Source organism: Cryobacterium sp. Hb1 (genome assembly GCF_004403585.1).
Classification (GTDB): Bacteria; Actinomycetota; Actinomycetes; order Actinomycetales; family Microbacteriaceae; genus Cryobacterium; species Cryobacterium lyxosi.
Genome location: NZ_SOHI01000008.1, coordinates 1 through 19,621, shown reverse-complemented (window position 1 = coordinate 19,621; position 19,621 = coordinate 1). Strand labels below are relative to the sequence as shown.

At 61.2% G+C, this 19,621-nt stretch carries 23 protein-coding genes; 17 read left to right on the top strand and 6 right to left on the bottom strand.

What is annotated here, in order from left to right; genetic code table 11:
* Nucleotides 1-31 precede the first annotated feature (31 nt).
* From E3T38_RS02045 to E3T38_RS02030, 4 genes are all read right to left on the bottom strand, one after another.
* A complete protein-coding gene (locus tag E3T38_RS02045) occupies nt 32-526 on the bottom strand; it encodes a DNA alkylation repair protein (protein WP_134545789.1) in 495 nt (164 codons plus the stop codon).
* Nucleotides 523-1,047 carry a hypothetical protein gene (locus E3T38_RS02040; RefSeq protein ID WP_134545787.1) on the bottom strand — a complete coding sequence of 175 codons (525 nt, stop codon included), beginning with the start codon at nt 1,045-1,047 and terminating at the stop codon, nt 523-525. Before E3T38_RS02040 ends, E3T38_RS02045 begins: the two co-directional genes overlap by 4 nt.
* A 260-nt stretch (nt 1,048-1,307) precedes the next feature.
* The gene (locus E3T38_RS02035; RefSeq protein WP_134545786.1) at nt 1,308-1,931 is read right to left on the bottom strand and encodes a LysE family translocator; all 624 of its coding nucleotides are present in this window, start codon (nt 1,929-1,931) and stop codon (nt 1,308-1,310) included.
* Between the two features lie 99 nt (nt 1,932-2,030).
* On the bottom strand, nt 2,031-2,828 hold the full coding sequence (locus tag E3T38_RS02030) for a hypothetical protein (protein WP_134545784.1): 798 nt from the start codon (nt 2,826-2,828) through the stop codon (nt 2,031-2,033).
* Nucleotides 2,829-3,172: 344 nt separating this feature from the next.
* Here E3T38_RS02030 and E3T38_RS02025 point away from each other — a divergent pair, with 344 nt between their 5' ends.
* From E3T38_RS02025 to E3T38_RS01960, 14 genes are all read left to right on the top strand, one after another.
* Nucleotides 3,173-3,427: an AbrB/MazE/SpoVT family DNA-binding domain-containing protein gene (locus E3T38_RS02025; protein WP_134545782.1), complete on the top strand. Its 255-nt coding sequence runs from the start codon at nt 3,173-3,175 to the stop codon at nt 3,425-3,427.
* Nucleotides 3,424-3,819 carry a PIN domain-containing protein gene (locus E3T38_RS02020; protein WP_134545780.1) on the top strand — a complete coding sequence of 132 codons (396 nt, stop codon included), beginning with the start codon at nt 3,424-3,426 and terminating at the stop codon, nt 3,817-3,819. The genes E3T38_RS02025 and E3T38_RS02020 overlap by 4 nt, the downstream gene beginning before the upstream one ends.
* 82 nt (nt 3,820-3,901) lie before the next feature.
* Nucleotides 3,902-4,516 (top strand): uracil-DNA glycosylase, encoded by a 615-nt coding sequence (locus tag E3T38_RS02015; RefSeq protein ID WP_134545778.1) that lies wholly within the window; start codon nt 3,902-3,904, stop codon nt 4,514-4,516.
* A 133-nt stretch (nt 4,517-4,649) separates the two neighbouring features.
* Nucleotides 4,650-4,811 (top strand): hypothetical protein, encoded by a 162-nt coding sequence (locus E3T38_RS17395; protein WP_166805384.1) that lies wholly within the window; start codon nt 4,650-4,652, stop codon nt 4,809-4,811.
* A gap of 149 nt (nt 4,812-4,960) precedes the next feature.
* Nucleotides 4,961-6,055 carry a thermonuclease family protein gene (locus E3T38_RS02005; RefSeq protein WP_134545776.1) on the top strand — a complete coding sequence of 365 codons (1,095 nt, stop codon included), beginning with the start codon at nt 4,961-4,963 and terminating at the stop codon, nt 6,053-6,055.
* Between the two features lie 97 nt (nt 6,056-6,152).
* Nucleotides 6,153-6,947, top strand: coding sequence for a nuclease-related domain-containing protein (locus E3T38_RS02000; RefSeq protein WP_166805383.1), 795 nt, complete (start codon nt 6,153-6,155; stop codon nt 6,945-6,947).
* 85 nt (nt 6,948-7,032) lie between these two features.
* Nucleotides 7,033-7,431, top strand: a complete 399-nt coding sequence (locus tag E3T38_RS01995) for a (deoxy)nucleoside triphosphate pyrophosphohydrolase (RefSeq protein WP_134545772.1) — start codon at nt 7,033-7,035, stop codon at nt 7,429-7,431.
* Nucleotides 7,428-10,319 (top strand): DUF3427 domain-containing protein, encoded by a 2,892-nt coding sequence (locus E3T38_RS01990; RefSeq protein ID WP_166805382.1) that lies wholly within the window; start codon nt 7,428-7,430, stop codon nt 10,317-10,319. The genes E3T38_RS01995 and E3T38_RS01990 overlap by 4 nt, the downstream gene beginning before the upstream one ends.
* Nucleotides 10,320-10,639: 320 nt before the next feature.
* Nucleotides 10,640-13,423, top strand: a complete 2,784-nt coding sequence (locus E3T38_RS01985) for a UvrD-helicase domain-containing protein (protein ID WP_134545770.1) — start codon at nt 10,640-10,642, stop codon at nt 13,421-13,423.
* A gap of 96 nt (nt 13,424-13,519) precedes the next feature.
* A complete protein-coding gene (locus tag E3T38_RS01980; protein WP_134545768.1) occupies nt 13,520-13,861 on the top strand; it encodes a hypothetical protein in 342 nt (113 codons plus the stop codon).
* A 185-nt stretch (nt 13,862-14,046) separates the two neighbouring features.
* Nucleotides 14,047-14,382 carry a hypothetical protein gene (locus E3T38_RS01975; RefSeq protein WP_134545767.1) on the top strand — a complete coding sequence of 112 codons (336 nt, stop codon included), beginning with the start codon at nt 14,047-14,049 and terminating at the stop codon, nt 14,380-14,382.
* A 324-nt stretch (nt 14,383-14,706) separates the two neighbouring features.
* On the top strand, nt 14,707-15,000 hold the full coding sequence (locus tag E3T38_RS01970) for a type II toxin-antitoxin system RelE/ParE family toxin (RefSeq protein ID WP_134545765.1): 294 nt from the start codon (nt 14,707-14,709) through the stop codon (nt 14,998-15,000).
* Nucleotides 15,001-15,025: 25 nt separating this feature from the next.
* Entirely contained in the window at nt 15,026-15,301 is a 276-nt protein-coding gene (locus tag E3T38_RS01965; protein WP_134545764.1) for a HigA family addiction module antitoxin, read from the top strand.
* Between the two features lie 216 nt (nt 15,302-15,517).
* On the top strand, nt 15,518-15,928 hold the full coding sequence (locus E3T38_RS01960) for a DUF2256 and DUF3253 domain-containing protein (protein ID WP_134545763.1): 411 nt from the start codon (nt 15,518-15,520) through the stop codon (nt 15,926-15,928).
* A gap of 52 nt (nt 15,929-15,980) precedes the next feature.
* Here the strand turns inward: E3T38_RS01960 and E3T38_RS01955 are convergent, their stop codons facing one another.
* A complete protein-coding gene (locus E3T38_RS01955; RefSeq protein ID WP_104127476.1) occupies nt 15,981-16,355 on the bottom strand; it encodes a YccF domain-containing protein in 375 nt (124 codons plus the stop codon).
* A gap of 9 nt (nt 16,356-16,364) precedes the next feature.
* Nucleotides 16,365-16,691 carry a hypothetical protein gene (locus E3T38_RS01950; RefSeq protein ID WP_134545762.1) on the bottom strand — a complete coding sequence of 109 codons (327 nt, stop codon included), beginning with the start codon at nt 16,689-16,691 and terminating at the stop codon, nt 16,365-16,367.
* A 170-nt stretch (nt 16,692-16,861) separates the two neighbouring features.
* Between E3T38_RS01950 and E3T38_RS01945 the strand changes: the two genes are divergently transcribed.
* From E3T38_RS01945 to E3T38_RS01935, 3 genes are all read left to right on the top strand, one after another.
* Nucleotides 16,862-17,410 (top strand): PadR family transcriptional regulator, encoded by a 549-nt coding sequence (locus E3T38_RS01945; RefSeq protein ID WP_134545761.1) that lies wholly within the window; start codon nt 16,862-16,864, stop codon nt 17,408-17,410.
* A gap of 55 nt (nt 17,411-17,465) precedes the next feature.
* The gene (locus E3T38_RS01940) at nt 17,466-19,121 is read left to right on the top strand and encodes an AarF/ABC1/UbiB kinase family protein (protein ID WP_134546393.1); all 1,656 of its coding nucleotides are present in this window, start codon (nt 17,466-17,468) and stop codon (nt 19,119-19,121) included.
* Nucleotides 19,122-19,259: 138 nt separating this feature from the next.
* Nucleotides 19,260-19,621, top strand: a 362-nt coding sequence (locus tag E3T38_RS01935; protein WP_134545760.1) for a hypothetical protein, incomplete at its 3' end; no start/stop codon positions are given.

Sequence of the window (19,621 nt, the reverse complement as noted above, 5' to 3'; positions counted from 1 at the left end):
CCCGATGAGGAGTTCCCCGTGATATCGGTAGTCACACCCGAGCGATTTTCGTGTTGACGCCGTGGGCCGCGCGGAGCAGCCACGGGTCACCATCGCCAGCCCACCGCGCCAGGGAGGCATTTGCTCGGGCACGATTCGCGCCGGTCAGCGCCTGCACCAGGGGCAGCACCACGTCGAAGGTGAGCGGATCCGCGAGTTCTGGCAGCCTCGCTCCGCGCAGAAACCCTTCAATGCGGGTGAGGTCGGTGTTGTCGAGCCGGGTCACGTTCGATTGCAGCAGCACGATCGCGGCGAGGCGGCGCTCGAACACCGGCACGTTCCAGAGCTCGGAACTGAGTGCGGTCACCTCGTCGTGGCTCATGTTCTTATGCCGGCGGGCCAGGTCGCGGATGGTTCCCCGCACGGCGCCCACCGAGGCGCCGTAGAACTCGAGCTCGTTCCCGTACCGGGCCTCTGCCTCAGCCGCCCGCTCCCAGGTTGCTTCGTACTGCAGCGTGCGGTCCACAAAGTCGCCGGCATCGCTCATCCATCTATTCTGCCTCGGTTGGTGTCTCGGGCGGCAGCCGTGCGCGCGGCGCCAATGATCAGCACGATCAAGGTGAGCAGGGCGGCAGCACTGATCAGGTACAGCACGACACCCCACGGGGCGTGATCCCCGCCCGAAATCATGAACGTGTCGGCGATCGACATGCCGGGCCCGAAAGCCACGAAGAAGTGCCCGGGAGCCGCGAACACGAGCAGAACGAGATAGGCCGCGACAACCGGCCCGACCGCACTCACATGTCGCACGATCGTCACCACGAGGACCACGGCGGCGAGCATCAGTCCAATCACCGCCCAGATGACGACGCCGTTCGCGTTGAGCGGTTCATTCGCGAGGGTCATATTTGTACGAATTTGCCCGAGCGTCGCGCCCGGCACCGCCGCCAGCGGATTCCACACCAGTATCTGCAGGGCCCCGGCGACCGCATAGGCCGCAACGACGGTGAAGCCCACGGCCGCCGATAGGACGGCGCGGCGCGGTTGTCGCGTGTCGGTTTTGCTCATCTTGCCAGCGTACCGACCGACCCGCTTACTTCGCAGCGGATCCCGCCCAGCGGCTCGACGCCGCGACCGTATTGCTTTCTCATCGAGCACAGGCCTGGCCGACGTCGAAGACGTCATTACAGAACTGCGCGATAAGACCACGCGCAACCGTTGCACGGTGCACGCTCGCCAGCCCGGCCGGTCAGACGATCTGTTCGCCGCGCGTAAAGCGGCAAGTATGGCCGCGATTCCTGAAAGCGAATGGTGCGGCCGATGGGCGCTCAGTGCACGAGTGCCAGCAGCAGGGCGACGGTCACGAAGAGTCCGCCGAAGGTGCGGTTGAGAATGAGCTGCCCGCGGGCGGTGTTGGTGAAGCGCTGGAACGATTTGGCCGCCACCGCGAAGAAGAACCACATCACGACGATGTCGATCAGTACCACGGTGACGGTGAGTACCAGGTATTGGGGGAGCAGCGGCTGCTCCGGCCGAATGAATTGCGGCATGAACGCGAGAAAGAAGACGAGTGCTTTGGGGTTGAGCAGGTTCACCCAGAAGCCGCGGCGAAACATCGACCTGGCTGGCTCCCGGGTCACCGGCATGGTCGGGTCCCGTTGGGAGCCGGGCTTCTGCAGAATCAAGCGGATGCCCAGATACACCAGGTAGGCGGCACCGGCATAGCGAATGACGTTGAACAGCACGGGGGAACCCGCGACGAGTACCCCCACGCCGAGCGCGACCACGATGATGTGCACGATGAGCGCAGCCTGCTGCCCGAGGATTCCCCAGATCGAGCGCCGAAATCCGCTGGTCAGCGAGTTGTTCATGGTGTTGATCGCGCCGGCGCCCGGGGTGAAGCTGATCAGTACGCCGGCACCCGCAAGGGCCAGCCAGAGGGAAAGTTGCACACGCCAGCGTAGCGCGGGCGGGTCGTGCCGATGGCACAACGGCACCGGCCTCCGCCTTCGCAAGTCGCCCGGTGAGGACGCCACCTTCGGTGGTGCTGTTTATTCGCGGTTAAAAAAATTGCCGAGTGCCGAGAGACCGGGGATCTCAAAGTTCGACCCCAGATCGGACACCTGCTCGCCGAGGCCGGTCGCATACTCGCCCGCTCCGTCGGCGACGCCCTGGGTGACTCCTTCGAGACCACCGGTGACGCCCTCGAGTCCGCCGGCAAGGCCTTCGAAATCGACGCCCAATCCCGCCGCTTGTTCCAGAAGGGGGCCAGCCACATTGCTGAGCACCGCTCCACCGGCGACGGCAGCGAGTAACCCGCCAGCACCGAGCCCGAGGGCGGCGACACCCGCTCCGGCAAGGGCGCCGCCGGTTCCTCGGCCGGACGGCCTGGCGAACAGTTTCTTCAGTAGGCCGGGCTTCTGAGCTTCGCCGCGGGTGGCCGACCGGGCCAGGTCCTCGGGGCTGGTCGATGCCGGGTATTCGTTGGCGGGCAGCTCGGTGCGCAGCTGGGCGTCGACCTCGTCGCGTTGCGCCGGCGTGAGTCGCGCGAACGCATCTCGGTGCACCTGTTCAAGCTGCTGGGGCTCTGCGGTCTGCAGCAGGTAATCGTAGCGGGCGATGGCCGCGCGGTCGTCCGCGCTCACCGCCGACGACGTGCTCGACCCAGAACGGGGAACTGCACTCCGCTGCACGTTGCTCGCCGGGGGCCTGCCGTCTCCGGTGACCTTGTCGGCTGCGGTGCGCACCCTCTCGCGCCAATCCGTCTTGCCCAACCCGCCGGAAGACGGCTGCCCCTTCTGCTCGAGGGCCTTCGATGCCATGCGCAGAATGCGTTGGAGGTTGCTCATTGGGGGCCTTTCTGTTTGATTGGGTCCTCAAGTGTGCCTAGCGCGCCTGAGTAAAGGCTCCCAGTCGCCCCGCCATGCGGTACCGAGCGTCGCGGTGCAGAGCGGGCAGCCAGAGTGACAGGTGCACACGGCAGCGCAGCGCGGATGCACGTGCACGCAGTAATACAGCGGATGCATCGGTTGCGGCAGCAGAACTGGCCGTGGTGTCGCGCCTACGGCAACAACGGAACCTCCGTCGCTAACCAAGGTCATCGACGCAGCTGAGACGCGAGCGCGCTTGCTCTTACCCACGCCTGCACGACAGACCGTAGCCATATCGACTTACGCGTCATACACTGTAAGTCATGAAGGCCGTCGTAACGTTGAGCAGCAAGGGGCAGCTAACGCTTCCCGCGGCCGTGCGCAAGGCCCTGCGACTCGAACAGGGTGATCGATTTGAAATCTCGATCGACGAAAAGACCGGCACGATGAATATCGCACCGGTTGCAGGCATCGAAGCGCTCAGCGCGCTAATTTCTAGCTACGCGACCATCATCGAGCCCGTGACAGACGTCGACGCCTATTACCAAGAACATCGGAACGGCGAGCGCGCAAATTGAGCGCATCCTTGGATGCAAATGTAGTTCTCCGATTGCTACTCAACGATGTGCCCGAGCAACATGACGCCGCTGTGGTCCTGCTTCAGACGGGCGGCACGTTTTTCGTATCGGACATCGCACTCGTCGAGACAATCTTCGTGTTGGGCCGCGCTTACGGGCTGAATCGAGAGCAGCAGCAAGAAGCTATTCATGGCCTCGTGCATCTGCCGCAGATCGTCGCCAACGCTTCACTGTTTGATCGCGCGCTGACCCTGTATGTCGCCCATCCCAAATTGTCCTTCGAAGACTGCTATCTCGTTACGGCGGCAGACGTGACGTCGAACCAGCCGCTGTATACATTTGACCGCAAACTGGCCAGCCAAACGGATGCTCGCCTGCTGGCGACGGGCTAGGAACTCACGCGTCGGACTAGCGTCCCGCTAACGATCGCCCGGGAACCCTCGACAACCGCAGCAACCCGGGTACGTTCACCCCATGAGCCGACGCATGAAAGAAGCTGACTATCGCGCTCTGCAGTGGCAGCATCGTTGCGATCCGCACATCAAGCCGATCAACGACTACGTCGACGAGATCAGCACGCCCGACCTCTGGGTGCCCTACGTCGCACCCATCCACGGCGGCATCAACGCTCGCGTACTCTCAGTGCTGCGCGATCCGGGCCCGGCCACGCAGAAAGACACAGGCAGCGGGTTCATCAGCATCGAAAACGATGACCCCACCGCCGAACGGCAGTGCAATCGCTTCGAGTCCGTCGGCCTGAGTGCGTACGACATTCTGCCGTGGAACGCCTACCCCTGGTACATCAGCCGTGCCCCCCAGGCCGCTGAGTTAGAGGCTGGCGTCGACACTATCCTCGAAATGCTCCGCTTGGCCCCAGCAGTCCAGGTTGTGCTGCTCCAAGGTGGAGATGCCCGCAAATCGTGGCGTCGAGTGCTGCGGCGCTCGCCGAATCTCGCCGAAGACCTCACGGTAATCCCGACCTATCACCCAGGCCAGCAAGCGCTCTGGCACAAAGAGCCCGCCGAGCGCATCCGCCGTATCGACCACCAAGCGGATGCGTACCAGCAAGTCGCCGCGGCGCTCGCGTGAGCGGTTCTGCCGGGCTAAAGTCCTTGAGTGCCCCAGCGCTAGCAGTAGGGCGACGGTCACGAAGAGCGCGCGGAACGTGCGGTTGAGAATGAATTGTCCGCGGGCGGTGTGCGCGACAACGATGATGTACTCGATGAGCGCAGCCTGCTGCCCGAAAATTTCCCAGATCGAGCGCCGAAATCCACTGGTCAGCGAGTTGTTCATGGTGTCGATCGCGCCAGCGCCTGAGGTGAATCTGATCAGCACGCCGGGCCGCAAGAGCCAGCCAGAAGGAAAGTTGCTCACGCTGGCGTAGCGTGGGCACCGTCGTGCTAACGGCGACATAAACTCCGGCATAATCAGGATCACTGCAGAGTTCGGCACCGCACGGCGATCGTTCTTGTCTGCAGTCGTATTGGGGGCACCGTGTCATTCGTATCGTCGAGCTCAAATAGCCGCCGTTGGTTGTCTGCCACGGCCTCAGCCGCCGCTACCGTGTTGATGGTCATCGCTGGAATCACGTTCACTGCTGCGCCAGCTAATGCCGCCAAAGACGATCGCGCGGTCGTGGTTCGTGTGATTGACGGCGACACAGTGGTGCTGAAAATTGCATCCAAAGAGACGCGGGTTCGCCTGTTGAACATAGACACCCCCGAGACGAAAGACCCCAACGAGCCGGTGCAATGTGGGGGCCCGGAAGCCTCGATTTACCTCACCGAACTGCTCCCTGTTGGCGCCAAGGTGACGCTGAAATATGACCGCGAGCGACTCGACCGCTACGGTCGCACTCTGGCGGCCGTCTACACCGCCAACGACAAGTTCGTCAGTGCGGAAATCGCACGACAGGGCTTGGGAATGGCGGTCACCTTCGGCGTCAATGATAAGAATTTCAAAACCGTGCAGGCCGCCCAGAAAGTAGCTCAGACGAAGTTTCGGGGGCTCTATTCAAAAACCGCCGACTGCACCATTCGCACCCAGGTCAAGGCCTTGAAAGCCGAGACGCAGCAACTCGCGGCGGTCGACAGCGCGACCGCTCCATCCGGCGAGGTGACAGCGCTGGTCGCGCGGGCCGCTGCACTCATGGCCGGCATCGCGGCACTGCAACGCCTTGCCGATCTAGATCAGCCGTCTATCGCCATGTCCATCCTGCTGGCCACGCCCAAGATCGGCTACGGCAAGGGCTTGAGAAACATGGACACCAAGGCGAGTTCGATACACAAGAAGCTTGTAACGGCTGAGACCGGCGCAGTGGCGCGCGAGGCGGCGGCCGCAGAACAGGCGGCCGCAGACGCCGCAGCCGCAGCCGCAGCGAAAGCCGCTGCCGACGCACGGGCCGCTGCCGACGCACAAGCTGCCGCTGACGCGCGGGCCGCTGCCGACGCGAGAGCTCTTGCCGCCCAGCGGGCTGCCGACCAACCGTATGTCGCTCCTTACGTTGAACCGTACGTTGCGCCCGCGGTTCCCAGCGTCGACACGTACACCGGATGTCGCGCCTACGGCAACAACGGAACCTCCGTCGACGACAAGGGTCGCCGGTACACGAAGATCCCCTGCCCGTAGGGTTAGGCGGCGGCCGACTCCACTCTTGGTGACGACGCCATGCCCGCTAGATAGGCACTCAACCATCGCGGGATACATGACAACACAGGCACCGGGTATGCGCGATCAGATCGCCGGCCAATCGGTCATCGAAGAGTTGCTCCACCTGCAGCAAGCTATGCCGCCACGCTCTGGCTTCGCTCGATTTTGGGGATACTCCCCACTGGCCGCGGAGAGCGTCGCCTGGTATCGCGGCGCCCAGGGCGAGATCGAGGTCGGCAGGATTCTCGGTCGCCTTCCACCGGAGTGGAGAGTTTTCCACGCTCTTCCGATCGGCAAAGCCAGCGCCGATATTGACCATCTCGTACTCGGCCCGGGCGGAATCTTCACGATCAGCACCAAACACCATCGCGGCAAGAAGATCTGGATCGCCGAACGGTCGATAATGGTCAATGGCCAGAAGCAGCCCTACCTCCGTAACTCGAAATTCGAGGCCACTCGCGTCACGAAAATGCTTCGAGAGCGGATGCCGCAGCTTCCGCCAGCGCAGGCTGTGATCGCGCTGGTCAGCCCCGGGCAGATCACGATCAAGAAGACGCCCGACGCGGTCAATGTTCTGGATGCGGTCAGTCTGCGCCGTTGGCTTTTAAAACAACCAGGTTCTCTCGTCGAAGTCGATCTGGTCGAGCTTGAAGCGATAGTTGACGCGCCAGAGACCTGGACTGCACTCGCATCGCTACCGAATCCGAGTTTGATGGCGAAATTCGCTGTGATCGACAGCGATGTAAAAACAGCGCGCGTGCGGCGAGTCTCGTGGACCCTGCTCAGTTTCGCGACAGTTGCGACACTCGGAGTCTTCGTGGGCTTGCCTCTCTTCAACAAGTTGGTCCTCGGAATCATCGGCGGTCTTTAAAGCCCCTGCGACTGCTTTGATCATCAGCGCACCGCGCTGGCTAAGCTGGCGATACGGATTGACGGCTAGGCATCGGAGTTCACCTGTGAAAAAGAGAATCAATGTCGTCGGCGCCGTCCTCACGCGGGGCCAGACAATTCTCGCGGCACGTCGTAGTTCGACAATGTCCCTGCCCGATAAGTGGGAGTTTCCCGGGGGCAAGATAGAAATGAACGAATCACCCGAGCAGGCTTTGCTCCGCGAACTCGAAGAAGAGTTGCTCTGTACAGCGGAGATCGGCGCGCGCATCGAAACCACCGAGCACGAGTACGACTTCGGGACCGTTATCCTGACGACTTATTACTGCTCCCTAACGGGCGAAGAGCCCCGACTTACCGAGCACTCAGAAATTCGGTGGGTTCAGGCCGCAGAGCTCGACCAGCTCGATTGGGCACCTGCTGACATTCCCGCAGTGGTTCAGGTCATGAAAGACTTTCACGAGTGAGTGCGACTCGCCGCCAGCTGACCTTCGACAACAACTTCGGATTTCTCAACTCGCAAGTCAAGGCCGATCAAGTCTTTAACCCGACACTCGTATCAAATACTGACGGCAACACCATGCTCCGAGCGATTCGTGAAGAGCTAAAGCGCTCGCGTCGCTTCGTGTTCTCTGTCGCCTTCGTTACACCGAGCGCGATAGCCCTGCTGAAGCAGGCAATTATTGACTTTCAAGGGTCGGGCACAATAATCACATCCACGTACTTGGGATTCAACTCGCCCGCGGCCTTTCGGGAACTCCTCAATCTCGATGGAATCAACGTTTATGTGCATCCAGATTCCGCCGCTGGGTTTCATGCAAAGGGATACGTTTTCGAGCAGGAAGCGAGTATAACCGCGATAGTAGGAAGCTCAAACCTGACGGACCGTGCGCTTCTAAACAACCACGAGTGGAATCTACGCTTTTCGGCTCTCCCGGATGGGGACATAGTCCAACAGCTTAATCGCGCTGCGCAGGCTCATATTGATGCTTCGATTCCCCTCACCAAAGACTGGATCGACGCCTACGCGCTGACGTGGATCGCACCCTCATCTTCACCCGCGATCGACTCGATCGAGCCGGTGACTGATCTGCCGGTCAGTGGAGTCATTCAGCCCAACGAGATGCAGGTCGAGGCGCTCGCTGAGATTGCGGCATTGCGCGACATTGGGGAGAAACGCGCGGTCGTTATTTCTGCGACAGGAACTGGAAAGACCATCCTCTCGGCGCTCGACGTGCGGGCATGTGCACCGAACCGGATGTTGTTCGTGGTGCATCGTGAGCAGATCTTGGACCGTGCCATATTTGAATTCAAGCGTGTCTTAGGAGCCCCAGACAGTGACTTTGGCAAATTTGTGGGAACGAAAAGGGAGCTTGATCGTCGTTATGTTTTCGCCTCGATTCAATCACTATCAAGGCCGGCGAATCTCGCTGGGATCGAGCCTGATGCATTTGACTACGTTCTGATCGACGAGGTCCACCGGGCGGGCGCCGAGAGCTACCGGAGTGTGATCGAACACCTCCAGCCGAAATTTCTGCTCGGAATGACAGCGACGCCCGAGCGAACCGACGATTTCAACGTCTTTGAGCTGTTCGATTTTAATGTGCCATACGAAATCCGATTGCAAAAGGCCCTAGAGGCAGACATGCTGGCACCCTTTCACTACTACGGCGTGACCGATTACGTCAAAGACGGTGAGGTAATAGACAAGCTCTCGGACCTTAAGCACCTTGTTGCCTCTGAACGCGTTGACTACCTCGTAGCCACGATCAAAAAGTATGGACACGCAGGCGCACCGGTACGCGGGCTGATCTTCTGCAGCAGGAACGATGAGGCGATGGACCTTTCGGCACTTCTCAACCTGCGCGAGGTTCATGGGAAGCATCTCCGAACACGCGCGCTGAGTGGGTCCGACTCGGTGGACGAACGAGAGGCGGTCGTGCAGATGCTCGAGCGGGGCGAGCTTGACTACATAGCCACTGTCGACATTTTCAATGAGGGGATCGACATTCCCTCAGTCAATCAAGTCGTTATGCTGCGTCAGACACAATCGAGTATCGTGTTTACCCAACAGCTCGGACGGGGACTTCGTAAGGCCGCGGGCAAAGAGCACCTAGTAGTTATCGACTTCATCGGCAACTATGAGAATAACTATTTGATTCCCATAGCGCTCTTCGGAGACAGCAGCCTAAACAAGGATTCGATCCGCAAGAAAATCATCGACGCACAAGAGGCCGGTGCCATAGCCGGCCTTTCCAGCGTGAACTTTGATGCTATTGCAAGAGAGCGAATTTTTGCATCCCTTGCAACGACGACTCTCGACAGCATGTCGAACCTTAAGAAGTCTTTCCTCGAGTTGCAGAACCGCCTCGGCCGAGCCCCTTTACTAATCGACTTTGCGCGCTTCGACTTAGTGGATCCCGCAGTCGTTGCAACAAAGGCAAAGAATTATCGGCGATTTCTCCAAAAGGTCGGTGCCTTCAACGTTCCGGCCGGAGAGTACGCAGACAGAGTTTTGACCTTTCTTTCCGGCGAATTACTGAATGGGAAGCGGCCTCATGAGCTGCTGCTGCTCAAAGAGCTTTTGTCCAGCGCGAACGGTCTAGAGGTCCAAGACTTCACGCGACTGCTTGATAAAAGTGCTCTGGCAACCGATCCGGCGACACTTGCCTCCGTACTGGGCGTCTTGAGTTTAGAATTCTTTACCGCAGCAGAAGCCACAAAATACGGCGGTGCACCGGTCGTCACTTTTAGTGACGGCGTGTACAACCTCAACGAAAAGTTCGTCGTGGCTTGGAACGTCGATCTTATGTTCCAAGAGCACGTTAACGACGTTGTAGAGACCGGGCTATACCTCGCGCGCCATCGACACAATTGGACCGGACGTCTGGAGGTGGGCCAGCGCTATTCCCGCAAGGACGCTTGCCGTCTTCTGAATTGGAAATCGAACGAACAAAGCACGATATACGGCTATAAGGTCGATTTTGTCTCAAACACCTGCCCAATATTCGTCACGTACCACAAGGGGTCTGAGGTGTCCGAAAGCACCAATTATGGAGACGAGTTTCTCAACCCTTCGACATTGACCTGGTTCACCCGAAGCAGGCGCACCCTTGTGAGCGGTGAGGTGAAAGCGATTGTTGAGAACAGTCTTCCCCTTCATGTTTTCGCAAAGAAGGATGACGCAGAAGGAACCGATTTCTACTATCTCGGACGAGCGACATCTCAGGATGCCCGTCAGACAAAGATGTCGGGAGCCGGTGGCCATGATGTGGTGTCAATGACGCTGGGTCTCGCGACTCCTATTGAATCGAGTCTTTACGAGTACTTCGCGACACGCGCACTAGAGTCCTAGCGCGATCGAACCATCACAGCTCACTGCCGGCGTTTCGGCGGAGTGGTCGATCATGCCTCGCGTTCTCGTCTCTTAATTATTGCCGGATCGCCTTCTACGCTCGGTATATCGGCCCACTGTCCGCACGAACGCCCCGTCCGAGGGCCGCGTGCGTTGCCGATGTGTCGCTACACAGCGATGTATACACTGGTGTCGAGCGCGCGCGGTTTGCTTTATGGGAACGCGGATTCGATGAGGCGTACTTCATAGCTACGTGTCCATCTGCTTTTACGGGATGACATAACCGGGGGACCAACCATGAGTTCAAGAAGCACTTTTTGATGACCAGACACGCTCTCGCAACTTGGCACCCCTCGGCTTGGGGCAGAGTCCTCACCGGCTCCGGCGACTGGAAACTTGCCCTCCACGACGACATCGTCACGGTCACCATTGGCGGTGCTGCTGTCGCGACCGCGATTGAGGACATCGCGACTGTAAAAGTCACCCGCGGTGTGTTCTGGAGTCAGATCGAGTTACAGGGGCGCGAGCTGGCGAGCCTGCTCCGCGGTATCCGCTCAAAAGACGCTGTCGCCTTTGAACACGCCTTCACTGCGTCGCGGCAATCGTTGGAGCTGCGGCAGCTCACTGCGGAGTTTGATGCGGCAGCCCGCCAGGCCACGCTCTGGCTGAAAAGCTTCACAGCCGCGCTCACCGCACACCTGCAAGCTACGGGGTGGATTACCACCGAGTTCGGCACAGATTGGGCCGTCCGCAAGGCTGCCGTGGGCTTCAGCCATCTGCTCGACGACGAAGCCTTGCGCTCCTATATCGCCGCCCAGCCAGCAGACATCGCGGACACGATTGCCTACTGGTCGGAAGACGTGCACGTCGTTATTGCGCGAGAAAACCAGAACTACCTCGAGCGCGAAACGGATGAGTGCCGCGAATTTTTCGACAACGTGGAATCCTCTCCGCTGACCCCAGAGCAGACCCGCGCCGTGATCTGCTTCGACAACCGCATGCTCGTCGTCGCGTCAGCCGGCTCCGGTAAGACCTCCACGATGGTGGCCAAGGCCGGCTACGCGCTACACCGCAACCTCATTCCCGCGGACAAGATACTCATGCTCGCCTTCAACTCGGCGGCGGCCAAACAATTACAGCAGCGCACCCGCGACCGTCTGACCCCTCTCGGTCTCAACGCCGACCAAGTCGTTGCCCGCACCTTTCACGCCTTCGGTCTCGAAATAATTGGTCAGGCCACCGGCAAGAAGCCGTCGTTGGCACCTTGGCTCGAGGGCGGTAAAGATCTTGAACAACTCGGCCTGATCGTCGACCGGCTGCGCGCCACCGATGTCATGTTCCGCTCGGAATGGGACTTCTTTCGCGCTGTGCTGGCCCGTGATTACCCTGACGACAACGGCGAGAAATCCGACGCTAGTGAGGAGTTTCAGACGTTGCAAGGCGTACCCGTCAGGAGCCCTGCTGAGCGCATAATCGCGGACTGGCTGTTCTACAACGGGGTCGACTACATCTACGAGAAACGCTATGAGATTGAGACAGCCGACGCCGAGCACGGGCAGTATCGGCCGGATTTCTACTATCCAGACATCAACGCGTATCACGAGCACTGGGCGATTGATGCAGATGGCTCGTCTCCCTTTAAAGGGTATCTAGACGATGTCGTGTGGAAGCGCGAAGTGCACCGCGCCAACGGAACCACGCTCTTCGAGACAACGAGAGGCGAGCTGTATGGCGGTACGGCGCTTACCGCGCTCGCAAAACAGCTGTCCCAGCGCGGCATCTCACTCCAGCCTGACGCCGACCGGCTCGCCGTCGGCCAGAAACCGGTCGAGAATGCACTCTTGCTGGGCACCTTTCGCACGTTTCTTATCCACGCGAAGAGCAATTGCCTCACCGATGAGCAGCTGAGCGTTCGCCTCGCAGAATTCGCTCACGGCCCGGTGCGTTATCGCGACGCCTCGTTTCTGAGACTGTTCGCGGCCATCCGTCGTGAATGGGACGAGAAACTGGCAGCGGATGACTGCATCGACTTCGAGGACATGCTCACGCTCTCGGCGCAACATCTTGAAAACGGAGACTGGGTCAGCCCGTACGACCTCGTGATGGTCGACGAATTCCAGGACGCCAGCTTCGCCCGCGCCCGCCTCGCGCGGGCGCTTGTGGCTAAACCAGGACGCTACCTATTCGCGGTCGGCGACGACTGGCAGAGCATCAACCGCTTCGCCGGTGCCGATGTGTCAGTCATGACGGGCTTTGAAGGCTGGTTCGGCCCGAGCGACATCATGCGCCTCGAACGAACATTTCGTTTTCCGCAATCAATAGCGGATGTCTCCAGCACCTTCGTTATGCAGAACCCCGTGCAGATCGCCAAAAGCGTAGTCTCTTCGACGGCCGAGTATGCGCCGACCGTGGGGATCATGACGGTTGCAGCCGATAATGCCGTGGCAGCAGGCATCCGTCATCGTTTGACCACTTTGCACAGCTACGTCGCGAGCGGCGCGATTCCCAGTGTGCCTGGTCGTAAATTGTCGGTGCTCGTGCTCGGTCGGTATCGGCACCAGAGTAGCTATCTGGACGGCTGCACACACCTTCGGGATCTGCTCGACATCTCGTTCATGACCATTCACGAATCGAAAGGCGGCGAGGCCGACTACATTGTCATTCCTGGCTTGGTGTCGGGAAAATGGGGGTTCCCGAGCACCATCCCGAACGACCACGTGTTGCGCCTCGCCATGCCGGCAGCTGAAGAATTTCCGAAGGCCGAAGAGCGTCGCCTGTTCTACGTAGCGCTGACCCGCGCGCGGCGCAGCGTGCTGCTGGTCACTATCGACAAGCGCGAATCGCGCTTCGTCATGGAACTCATTCGCGACCATGGCGTGGTGCGCACGAACGCCATCGGCGAAGCGCTGCACTCGATCGTCTGCCTGCGGTGCAGCCGCGGATTCATGGTCGAGCGCACCAGCAAGCGCGGCCCGTTTCTCGGTTGCGGCCGCTACCCGCGCTGCAAGGCGACGCTTTCTATCGACGGCAGCCCGTCGGTGCCGGTCGTGAAGCCGGTTGTTGGGTACCGCAAACCGTTCTCGCCGTACCGCCGCAACCGCTGACGCACTCTTAATCGACGCTGCCGGCCGATTATCTGGTGCGCGCGCCCGGAATTCGCGGCCGAGCAGACGGCATCCGCTTTTCTGGCTCGCATCACCGTGCGACTGCCCGAAGTCACCGGCCCGGCCGAACACCAGGACTACCTCGCTTTGCTCGACCGCTGCCTGCTCGACCGGCAGCTTTCCGCGCACGAAGCGCAGGCGCTCGTGCAGTTCGCCGAGGAGCTCGGCCTCAGCCGTGGCGGACATCCGCTCACATGCATCGACCCGTCACTCTGTATCGCGACTATGCCCTCAACTCATCCTGGTTTCGCTGAGAATCGCAAAAGTCGACGACGGTCGCGACCGCGACCGGAAGTCGATACCTCAATGGGCGGCCAGGCGGGTCAAGCGTTCTACTTTTCACCTTTCACGGCGGCGATCAAGGCCGTGGCGCTCTGATTCGCCAGAACCTCCCTAAATCAGCCCTGTCCGAGGGCCGCGGGCCGGCTACGTCTTCACTAGAGTGCGAAGTGCGGGCTGAAACCCGCCTCGCGTACTCAGGACGGTTACTGGAATGCACGGCCATTCGGCCGTGGGCCCTGCAACCGGATCGAACTCGCCGAGCTAGCGAGAGGACAGCCAGCATGCCGCCGACTTGGCAGCCATCCGCCTGGGGCAAAGCCCTCACCAGCTCCGGCGACTGGAAACTCGCACTCCACGGCGACTCCGTCACGGTCACCCTGGCTGGCGTCGCTATTGTGACCGCCATTGAGGACGTTGAGGCTGTAGTCGTCACCCGTGGCCTGTTCTGGAGTCATATCCGGATCGAGGTGGGGGAGTGGGTGAGTCGGCTCTACGGCATCCGCTCGCAGGACGCTGCCGCGTTCGAACGAGCCTTCGCCGCGTCCCTTAGGGCGCTGCAACTTCGGCAGCGCAGCGCGGAGTTCGATGCGGCGGCCCACCGAGCGGGCCTTGACTGAACGGCTTCACTGTCGCGCTCGCGAAACACCTGCAGATCAAAGGGTGGATCACCGCCTGATTCAGCGCCGAATAAGCGGCCCGCAAGGCTGCCGTCGGGTTCAGCCAATTGCTCGACGACGAGGTTGTGCGCCCCTATATTGACGCCAGACCGACGACATCGCCGATACGATCGCGCCTCGCCTAGGCCGACGGCATCTTCACCACGGATGACATGGCCGACCTCGTCAATGTCACACGATGGGAAAGGAGCCCTGTAGGGCCAGGCGAGACGGGCCCGCGTGTATGGTCTTGCTATACGTATAGTGCGCAGGTACGCTCAGAATGTGATCAAGTCATTTCGACACAAGGGACTCGCGCGGTTTTACGCGTCGGGCAGCAAGGCGGGAATCCGCCCGGATCACGCTGCAAGGCTACAACGGCAACTCGCCGTTCTCGACAACGCCGTGTCGGTTGACGACATACCGCGCTCATGGCGGCCGCACGTGCTTCATGGAGAAAGCGAATCGGGTCACGACGTGCACGGGCACCTCGCGATTTGGGTTTCGGGGAATTGGCGCCTGACCTTTTTGTTTGAGGGCGCCGACGTCGTGCTCCTCGACTATGTCGACTACCACTGAATCAAATCGAAATGAAGGAACGAAGATGACTGGAATGTACAACCCGCCTCACCCGGGCCTGCTCTTCGAGGACTATCTCGGGGACGTCAGTCTGGCCGAGGCCGCACGGCGCCTCGGAGTGACGCGGGCGACGCTGTCACGCATTCGCCATGGCCATTCCGCTGTGACTGCGGACATGGCAGTGCGACTGGGCTTGCTTCTGGGGACGAGCGCGGAACTCTGGCTGGGAATGCAGACAGCCTACGACCTATGGAACGAAAAGCAGAAGCCACGGCCGGAGGTTCTCCCGCTCGCAGGTTAGGCGCTACCCCCGCGCGGAGCGGAAAGCTTTGTTGGCCGTGGAATTCTGGCGGATTAGGCGACGGCCTCGAGAGGGACCACGACGTCGTGCTTAACCGAAACCACGATGCGGGGATCGGTCGCGCCGGTTGCCAGCAAATAGTTGCGTGCGGCAGAGAGGAGCATTTATGCGGAAATCTGTGTCGACTATCTGCGGTCTCCCGGCAAGATAGAAAGTATGGCACACCGTCAACGAACACCCTCCGATGCTGACCCCCCAGCTGCCCGGGCGGAGAAGACGTGCGCCTCGTGTGGGCGTCGCATCGAGTGGCGCGCGAAGTGGGCCAAGAACTGGGAATCGGTGAAGTACTGCTCGGCAGCGTGCCGGTCACACGGCGTCAACGCAACCGACCTGCAGCTCGAAGCGACCATCACCACGCTGCTCCAGGCGCGGGCGCACGATTCCACGATCTGCCCCTCCGACGCGGCGCGAGCCATCGGCGGCGAGGAATGGCGCGACTTGATGGAGCCGGCCCGCCGAGCCGCACGCCGCATGGTCGCCCGCGACGAACTGCAGATCACGCAGGGCGGAGTCGTGGTCGATCCGTCGACTGCGAAGGGGGCGATCCGGTTGCGAACGCCGCGATAGAGCGTTACGGAAGGTGCGGGTTGGGTGATTGCCGCCGTGCTACCGGTGAATCCTAGGGCGTGTCGACGATCTGCTTGCCGAGCGGCATGAGCGCGACCGGGATCAACTTGAAATTGGCGATTCCGAAGGGGATACCGATGATGGTGATGCAGAGAGCGATGCCTGAGAGCAGATGCTCCAGGGCGATCCACCAGCCGGCCAGAATGACCCAGACGACGTTGCCGAGGAGCGACGCGACGCCGGCGTTCGGCGTCTCAACCACGGTCTTGCCAAACGGCCAGAGGGCGTAGACGCCGATGCGTGCCGCCGCGATCCCCCAGGGGATGGTCACGATGAGAATGCACATGATGAGAGCCGCGACCATGTAGCCGAGGAACAGCCAGAAGCCTGAGAGCACGAGCCAGATGATGTTGAGGAGGGTCTTCATTGTGGTTGTCTACCCGATCAGGGTGAGCATCAGTCGTGATTCTTCGAGCGCTTCGACCTCGTGCTCGAGGTTGGCATCGAGGCGAAGCAGGGCGCCGGGAACGAGGTCGGTGACCTGCCCGCCGGCCGTGACTCGCAGGCGTCCATCGAGGGCCTGCACGAGCAGAATTTTGGGCGCTGAATACTTCTTGAGCGCGAAACCGGCTTCGAAGGTGAGCACGACCACGCGCACCCCGGGGGAGGAGAGAACCGTGCTGTGACCGAGCCGACCGGGTTCAACCGCGGCGTCGGCCCGAATGTCCGCGATGTGCGTGAGGGGCAGCGTTGTGTGTTCCATGATTCAACGCTAGACCCGTGCACGCCTTTCTTGTGATCGACGGTGATTGCTAAAATGAGGCTGTCTGGGAGCCGGCCCTGAGCATCGGTGTGAGTGTGTCGCTCGAAGGCATCGCTGGGTATCGTTAACCTATCGCTGTATATCGTTCGCAATACTTACAGGAGGAAATCATGGGCAATTCATTTCCAACAAGCGGGTTCAACGCTGGCAACATGGATGGCATCTGGCAGGCGATGGAGCAGTTTCGTTCGCGGTTCGAAAAGCAGAGCGGTACCCGCGCCGGCCGTGGTGAGGTGCGCACGGCGGTGCTCGCGCTGCTCGCTGAGCAGTCGATGCACGGCTACCAGATCATTCACGAAATCGAAGAGCGCAGTGGTGGCAGCTGGAAACCCAGCGCCGGCTCGGTCTACCCGACCCTGCAGCTGTTGGCCGACGAGGGCCTCATTAGCGCCGAGGAGTCCAATGGTCGCAAGATCTACTCCCTGACCGATGAGGGCCGCGCCGCTGTCGCTGACGCCGACATGAGCGCACCGTGGGAGACTACGGCGTCGACTTCCGGCCACGGGCATGGCCATGCGGCATTGCCGAAAGCGGGGATCGAGCTCGCCCAGGCAGCGGCGCAGGTTGGTCGCACCGGTTCGCCGGAGCAGGTCAAGCAGGCCGTCATGGTGCTCGACGACGCACGTCGCAAGCTCTACTCGATCCTCGCTCAGGACTGACGGGGTGCCACTGGTTCGTCGAGGTAGCTACGATTCGAACTCGGGCGCGGGAAACATGCGCGCCCGCTACCGCCGCATTCTGCGTTTCGCCAGCTGGTATCTGGCCATAACGTGGTGGTTCGAGTTGTTCCTGCCCCGCATCGGGCTGGTGAAAATCGCCGAGCGCACGCGCTCTAAGCGGATGCAACGCTTCGCCAAGGGTTTTTACGTGCTCGCGTCCGACCTCGGTGGCCTCATGATCAAGGTCGGGCAATTCATGTCGTCGCGCCTCGACGTGCTGCCGCCCGAGATCACCAAAGAACTCGAGGGCCTGCAAGACGAGGTCGCGCCGGTGCCGTTCGCGGCTATTCGCGCAGCCGTCGAGGCAGAGCTGGGCATGCCGCTCGAGCGGGCCTTTACGTCGGTCGACGAGACGCCGGTGGCCGCGGCATCCCTCGGGCAGGCGCATCGGGCGCGACTGACCGCGCTCGATGCTGCTGACACGGGGCTCGACGGGGTCATCATCAAAGTGCAGCGGCCGGGGATCGACGAGATCATCGACGTCGACCTGGCCGCCCTGCGCAAAGTGGGCGGGTGGCTCAGTCATGTGAAACTCGTCTCCAATCGAGTCGATATGCCGGCGTTGGTCGAGGAATTCGCCCAGACCAGCCTCGAAGAAATCGACTACCTGCACGAGGCAGCCAGCTCTGAACGTTTCGCGGCGGCCTTTCCCGACGACGACCGGGTGAGCGTACCCGTCGTTGCCTGGGAGCGCACCACCCGCCGCGTACTCACCCTCGAAGACGTCACGGCGATCAAGATCACCGACGTCGATGCCCTGGTCAAGGCCGGCATCGACCCCGTCCAGGTGGCGCCCGTCTTCGCTGAAGTCATGTTCGACCAGATGTTCACCATGGGGTACTTCCACGCTGACCCGCACCCCGGCAACATCTTCGTCACCCCGCACGCCGACAGCGAGCGTGGCTGGAAGCTGACATTCATCGATTTCGGCATGATGGGTGAGGTTCCCAAAAGCACGCGCACCGGGCTGCGCAAAATGCTGATCGCCGCCGCCTCGCGGGACGGACGCGGACTGGTCAACGCCATGAACGACGTGGGAGTGCTGCTCCCCTCGGCCGAAACGACCGAACTCGAGCGCGCAATGACACAGCTGTTCGCCCGGTTCGGCGGAATGGGATTCGCCGAACTGCGCGAGGTCGACCCGCGTGAGTTCCGCGAGTTCGCCGTGCAATTCGGTGACGTCGTGCGCTCGTTGCCGTTTCAGCTCCCTGAGAACTTTTTGCTCATCATTCGCGCCATGTCCCTCACTTCCGGAGTCTCGAGCGCGCTCAACCCCGCATTCAACCTGTGGGACTCGGTCGAGCCCTACGCAGCGCAGCTGCTGCGCGATGAGGGCGGCAACCTGGTGCAGGACTTCGCCAAACAGGCGTTGGAGACCGCCGGTCTCGCGTTTCGCCTGCCGAAGCGACTTGACGGGTTGATCACCCGCATCGGAGACGGCACCGTAGCGGTCGCCAGCCCGGTCCTCGAAAAAAGAGTCGCGCGCCTCGAACGCACCGTGCGGCAGGCGGTCTCGGCGCTCGTTTTCGGCGCAGTGCTCATCGCCGGCGTCCTTCTGCGAGCGGATGACGCGGTGCTCGGCACCGTACTGATGATCGCGTCGATCGCCCCCCTGCTGCACGCCCTGTTCTCGGGGCGCCGCGGGTTCTAAACGAGGGGCGTGACAGCCGTCGCCGCGAACGCGACCCGATCGAAGAGACTTCTGATCTGGCATCACTTTTATGCTGAGACTTACTCGCTTTAGTGGTCGATTCGGGTTATAATTGTGGGTGAAGGAGGCACTGACGCCATGACCCTCACCGCCCCGCCCGCTGCATCCGGCTCCGTGCCGGAACCTGAGGGTTCTCGGGTTTTCGTCATCGGTCAGGCTGGTGCATTGCTGGGCTCTGTTCTGGATGAAACACGGTTTGGTCACCTGGACGATGCTGAAGCCATCGCGGTACTGGCGGCGTTGGAAGAACTCGGTCGCAAGGTTGATGGTGCCAGGCTACGAGCCACCACCGACATCGGCGTGCGCGCTGAGACCGACCGTGGCAACGGGTCCCTCGCCCACCAGAACGGATGCCGTAACCGGGTCGAATTCATCAGCCAACTTGCCGGCATCTCCAGCCGCGAAGCGAAACGCCGTCTGAAGCTGGGCGAAACCGTCGT

Coding starts and splice junctions, on each gene's coding strand:
- E3T38_RS17395 (WP_166805384.1), top strand. CDS start 4,650: ATGAGCGCAGCCTGCTGCCCGAAAATTTCCCAGATCGAGCGCCGAAAT.
- E3T38_RS01950 (WP_134545762.1), bottom strand. CDS start 16,691: ATGGAACACACAACGCTGCCCCTCACGCACATCGCGGACATTCGGGCC.
- E3T38_RS02040 (WP_134545787.1), bottom strand. CDS start 1,047: ATGAGCAAAACCGACACGCGACAACCGCGCCGCGCCGTCCTATCGGCG.
- E3T38_RS02025 (WP_134545782.1), top strand. CDS start 3,173: ATGAAGGCCGTCGTAACGTTGAGCAGCAAGGGGCAGCTAACGCTTCCC.
- E3T38_RS02015 (WP_134545778.1), top strand. CDS start 3,902: ATGAGCCGACGCATGAAAGAAGCTGACTATCGCGCTCTGCAGTGGCAG.
- E3T38_RS01945 (WP_134545761.1), top strand. CDS start 16,862: ATGGGCAATTCATTTCCAACAAGCGGGTTCAACGCTGGCAACATGGAT.
- E3T38_RS01975 (WP_134545767.1), top strand. CDS start 14,047: ATGCCGCCGACTTGGCAGCCATCCGCCTGGGGCAAAGCCCTCACCAGC.
- E3T38_RS02030 (WP_134545784.1), bottom strand. CDS start 2,828: ATGAGCAACCTCCAACGCATTCTGCGCATGGCATCGAAGGCCCTCGAG.
- E3T38_RS01940 (WP_134546393.1), top strand. CDS start 17,466: ATGCGCGCCCGCTACCGCCGCATTCTGCGTTTCGCCAGCTGGTATCTG.
- E3T38_RS01960 (WP_134545763.1), top strand. CDS start 15,518: ATGGCACACCGTCAACGAACACCCTCCGATGCTGACCCCCCAGCTGCC.
- E3T38_RS02045 (WP_134545789.1), bottom strand. CDS start 526: ATGAGCGATGCCGGCGACTTTGTGGACCGCACGCTGCAGTACGAAGCA.
- E3T38_RS01965 (WP_134545764.1), top strand. CDS start 15,026: ATGACTGGAATGTACAACCCGCCTCACCCGGGCCTGCTCTTCGAGGAC.
- E3T38_RS01985 (WP_134545770.1), top strand. CDS start 10,640: ATGACCAGACACGCTCTCGCAACTTGGCACCCCTCGGCTTGGGGCAGA.
- E3T38_RS01955 (WP_104127476.1), bottom strand. CDS start 16,355: ATGAAGACCCTCCTCAACATCATCTGGCTCGTGCTCTCAGGCTTCTGG.
- E3T38_RS02000 (WP_166805383.1), top strand. CDS start 6,153: ATGCGCGATCAGATCGCCGGCCAATCGGTCATCGAAGAGTTGCTCCAC.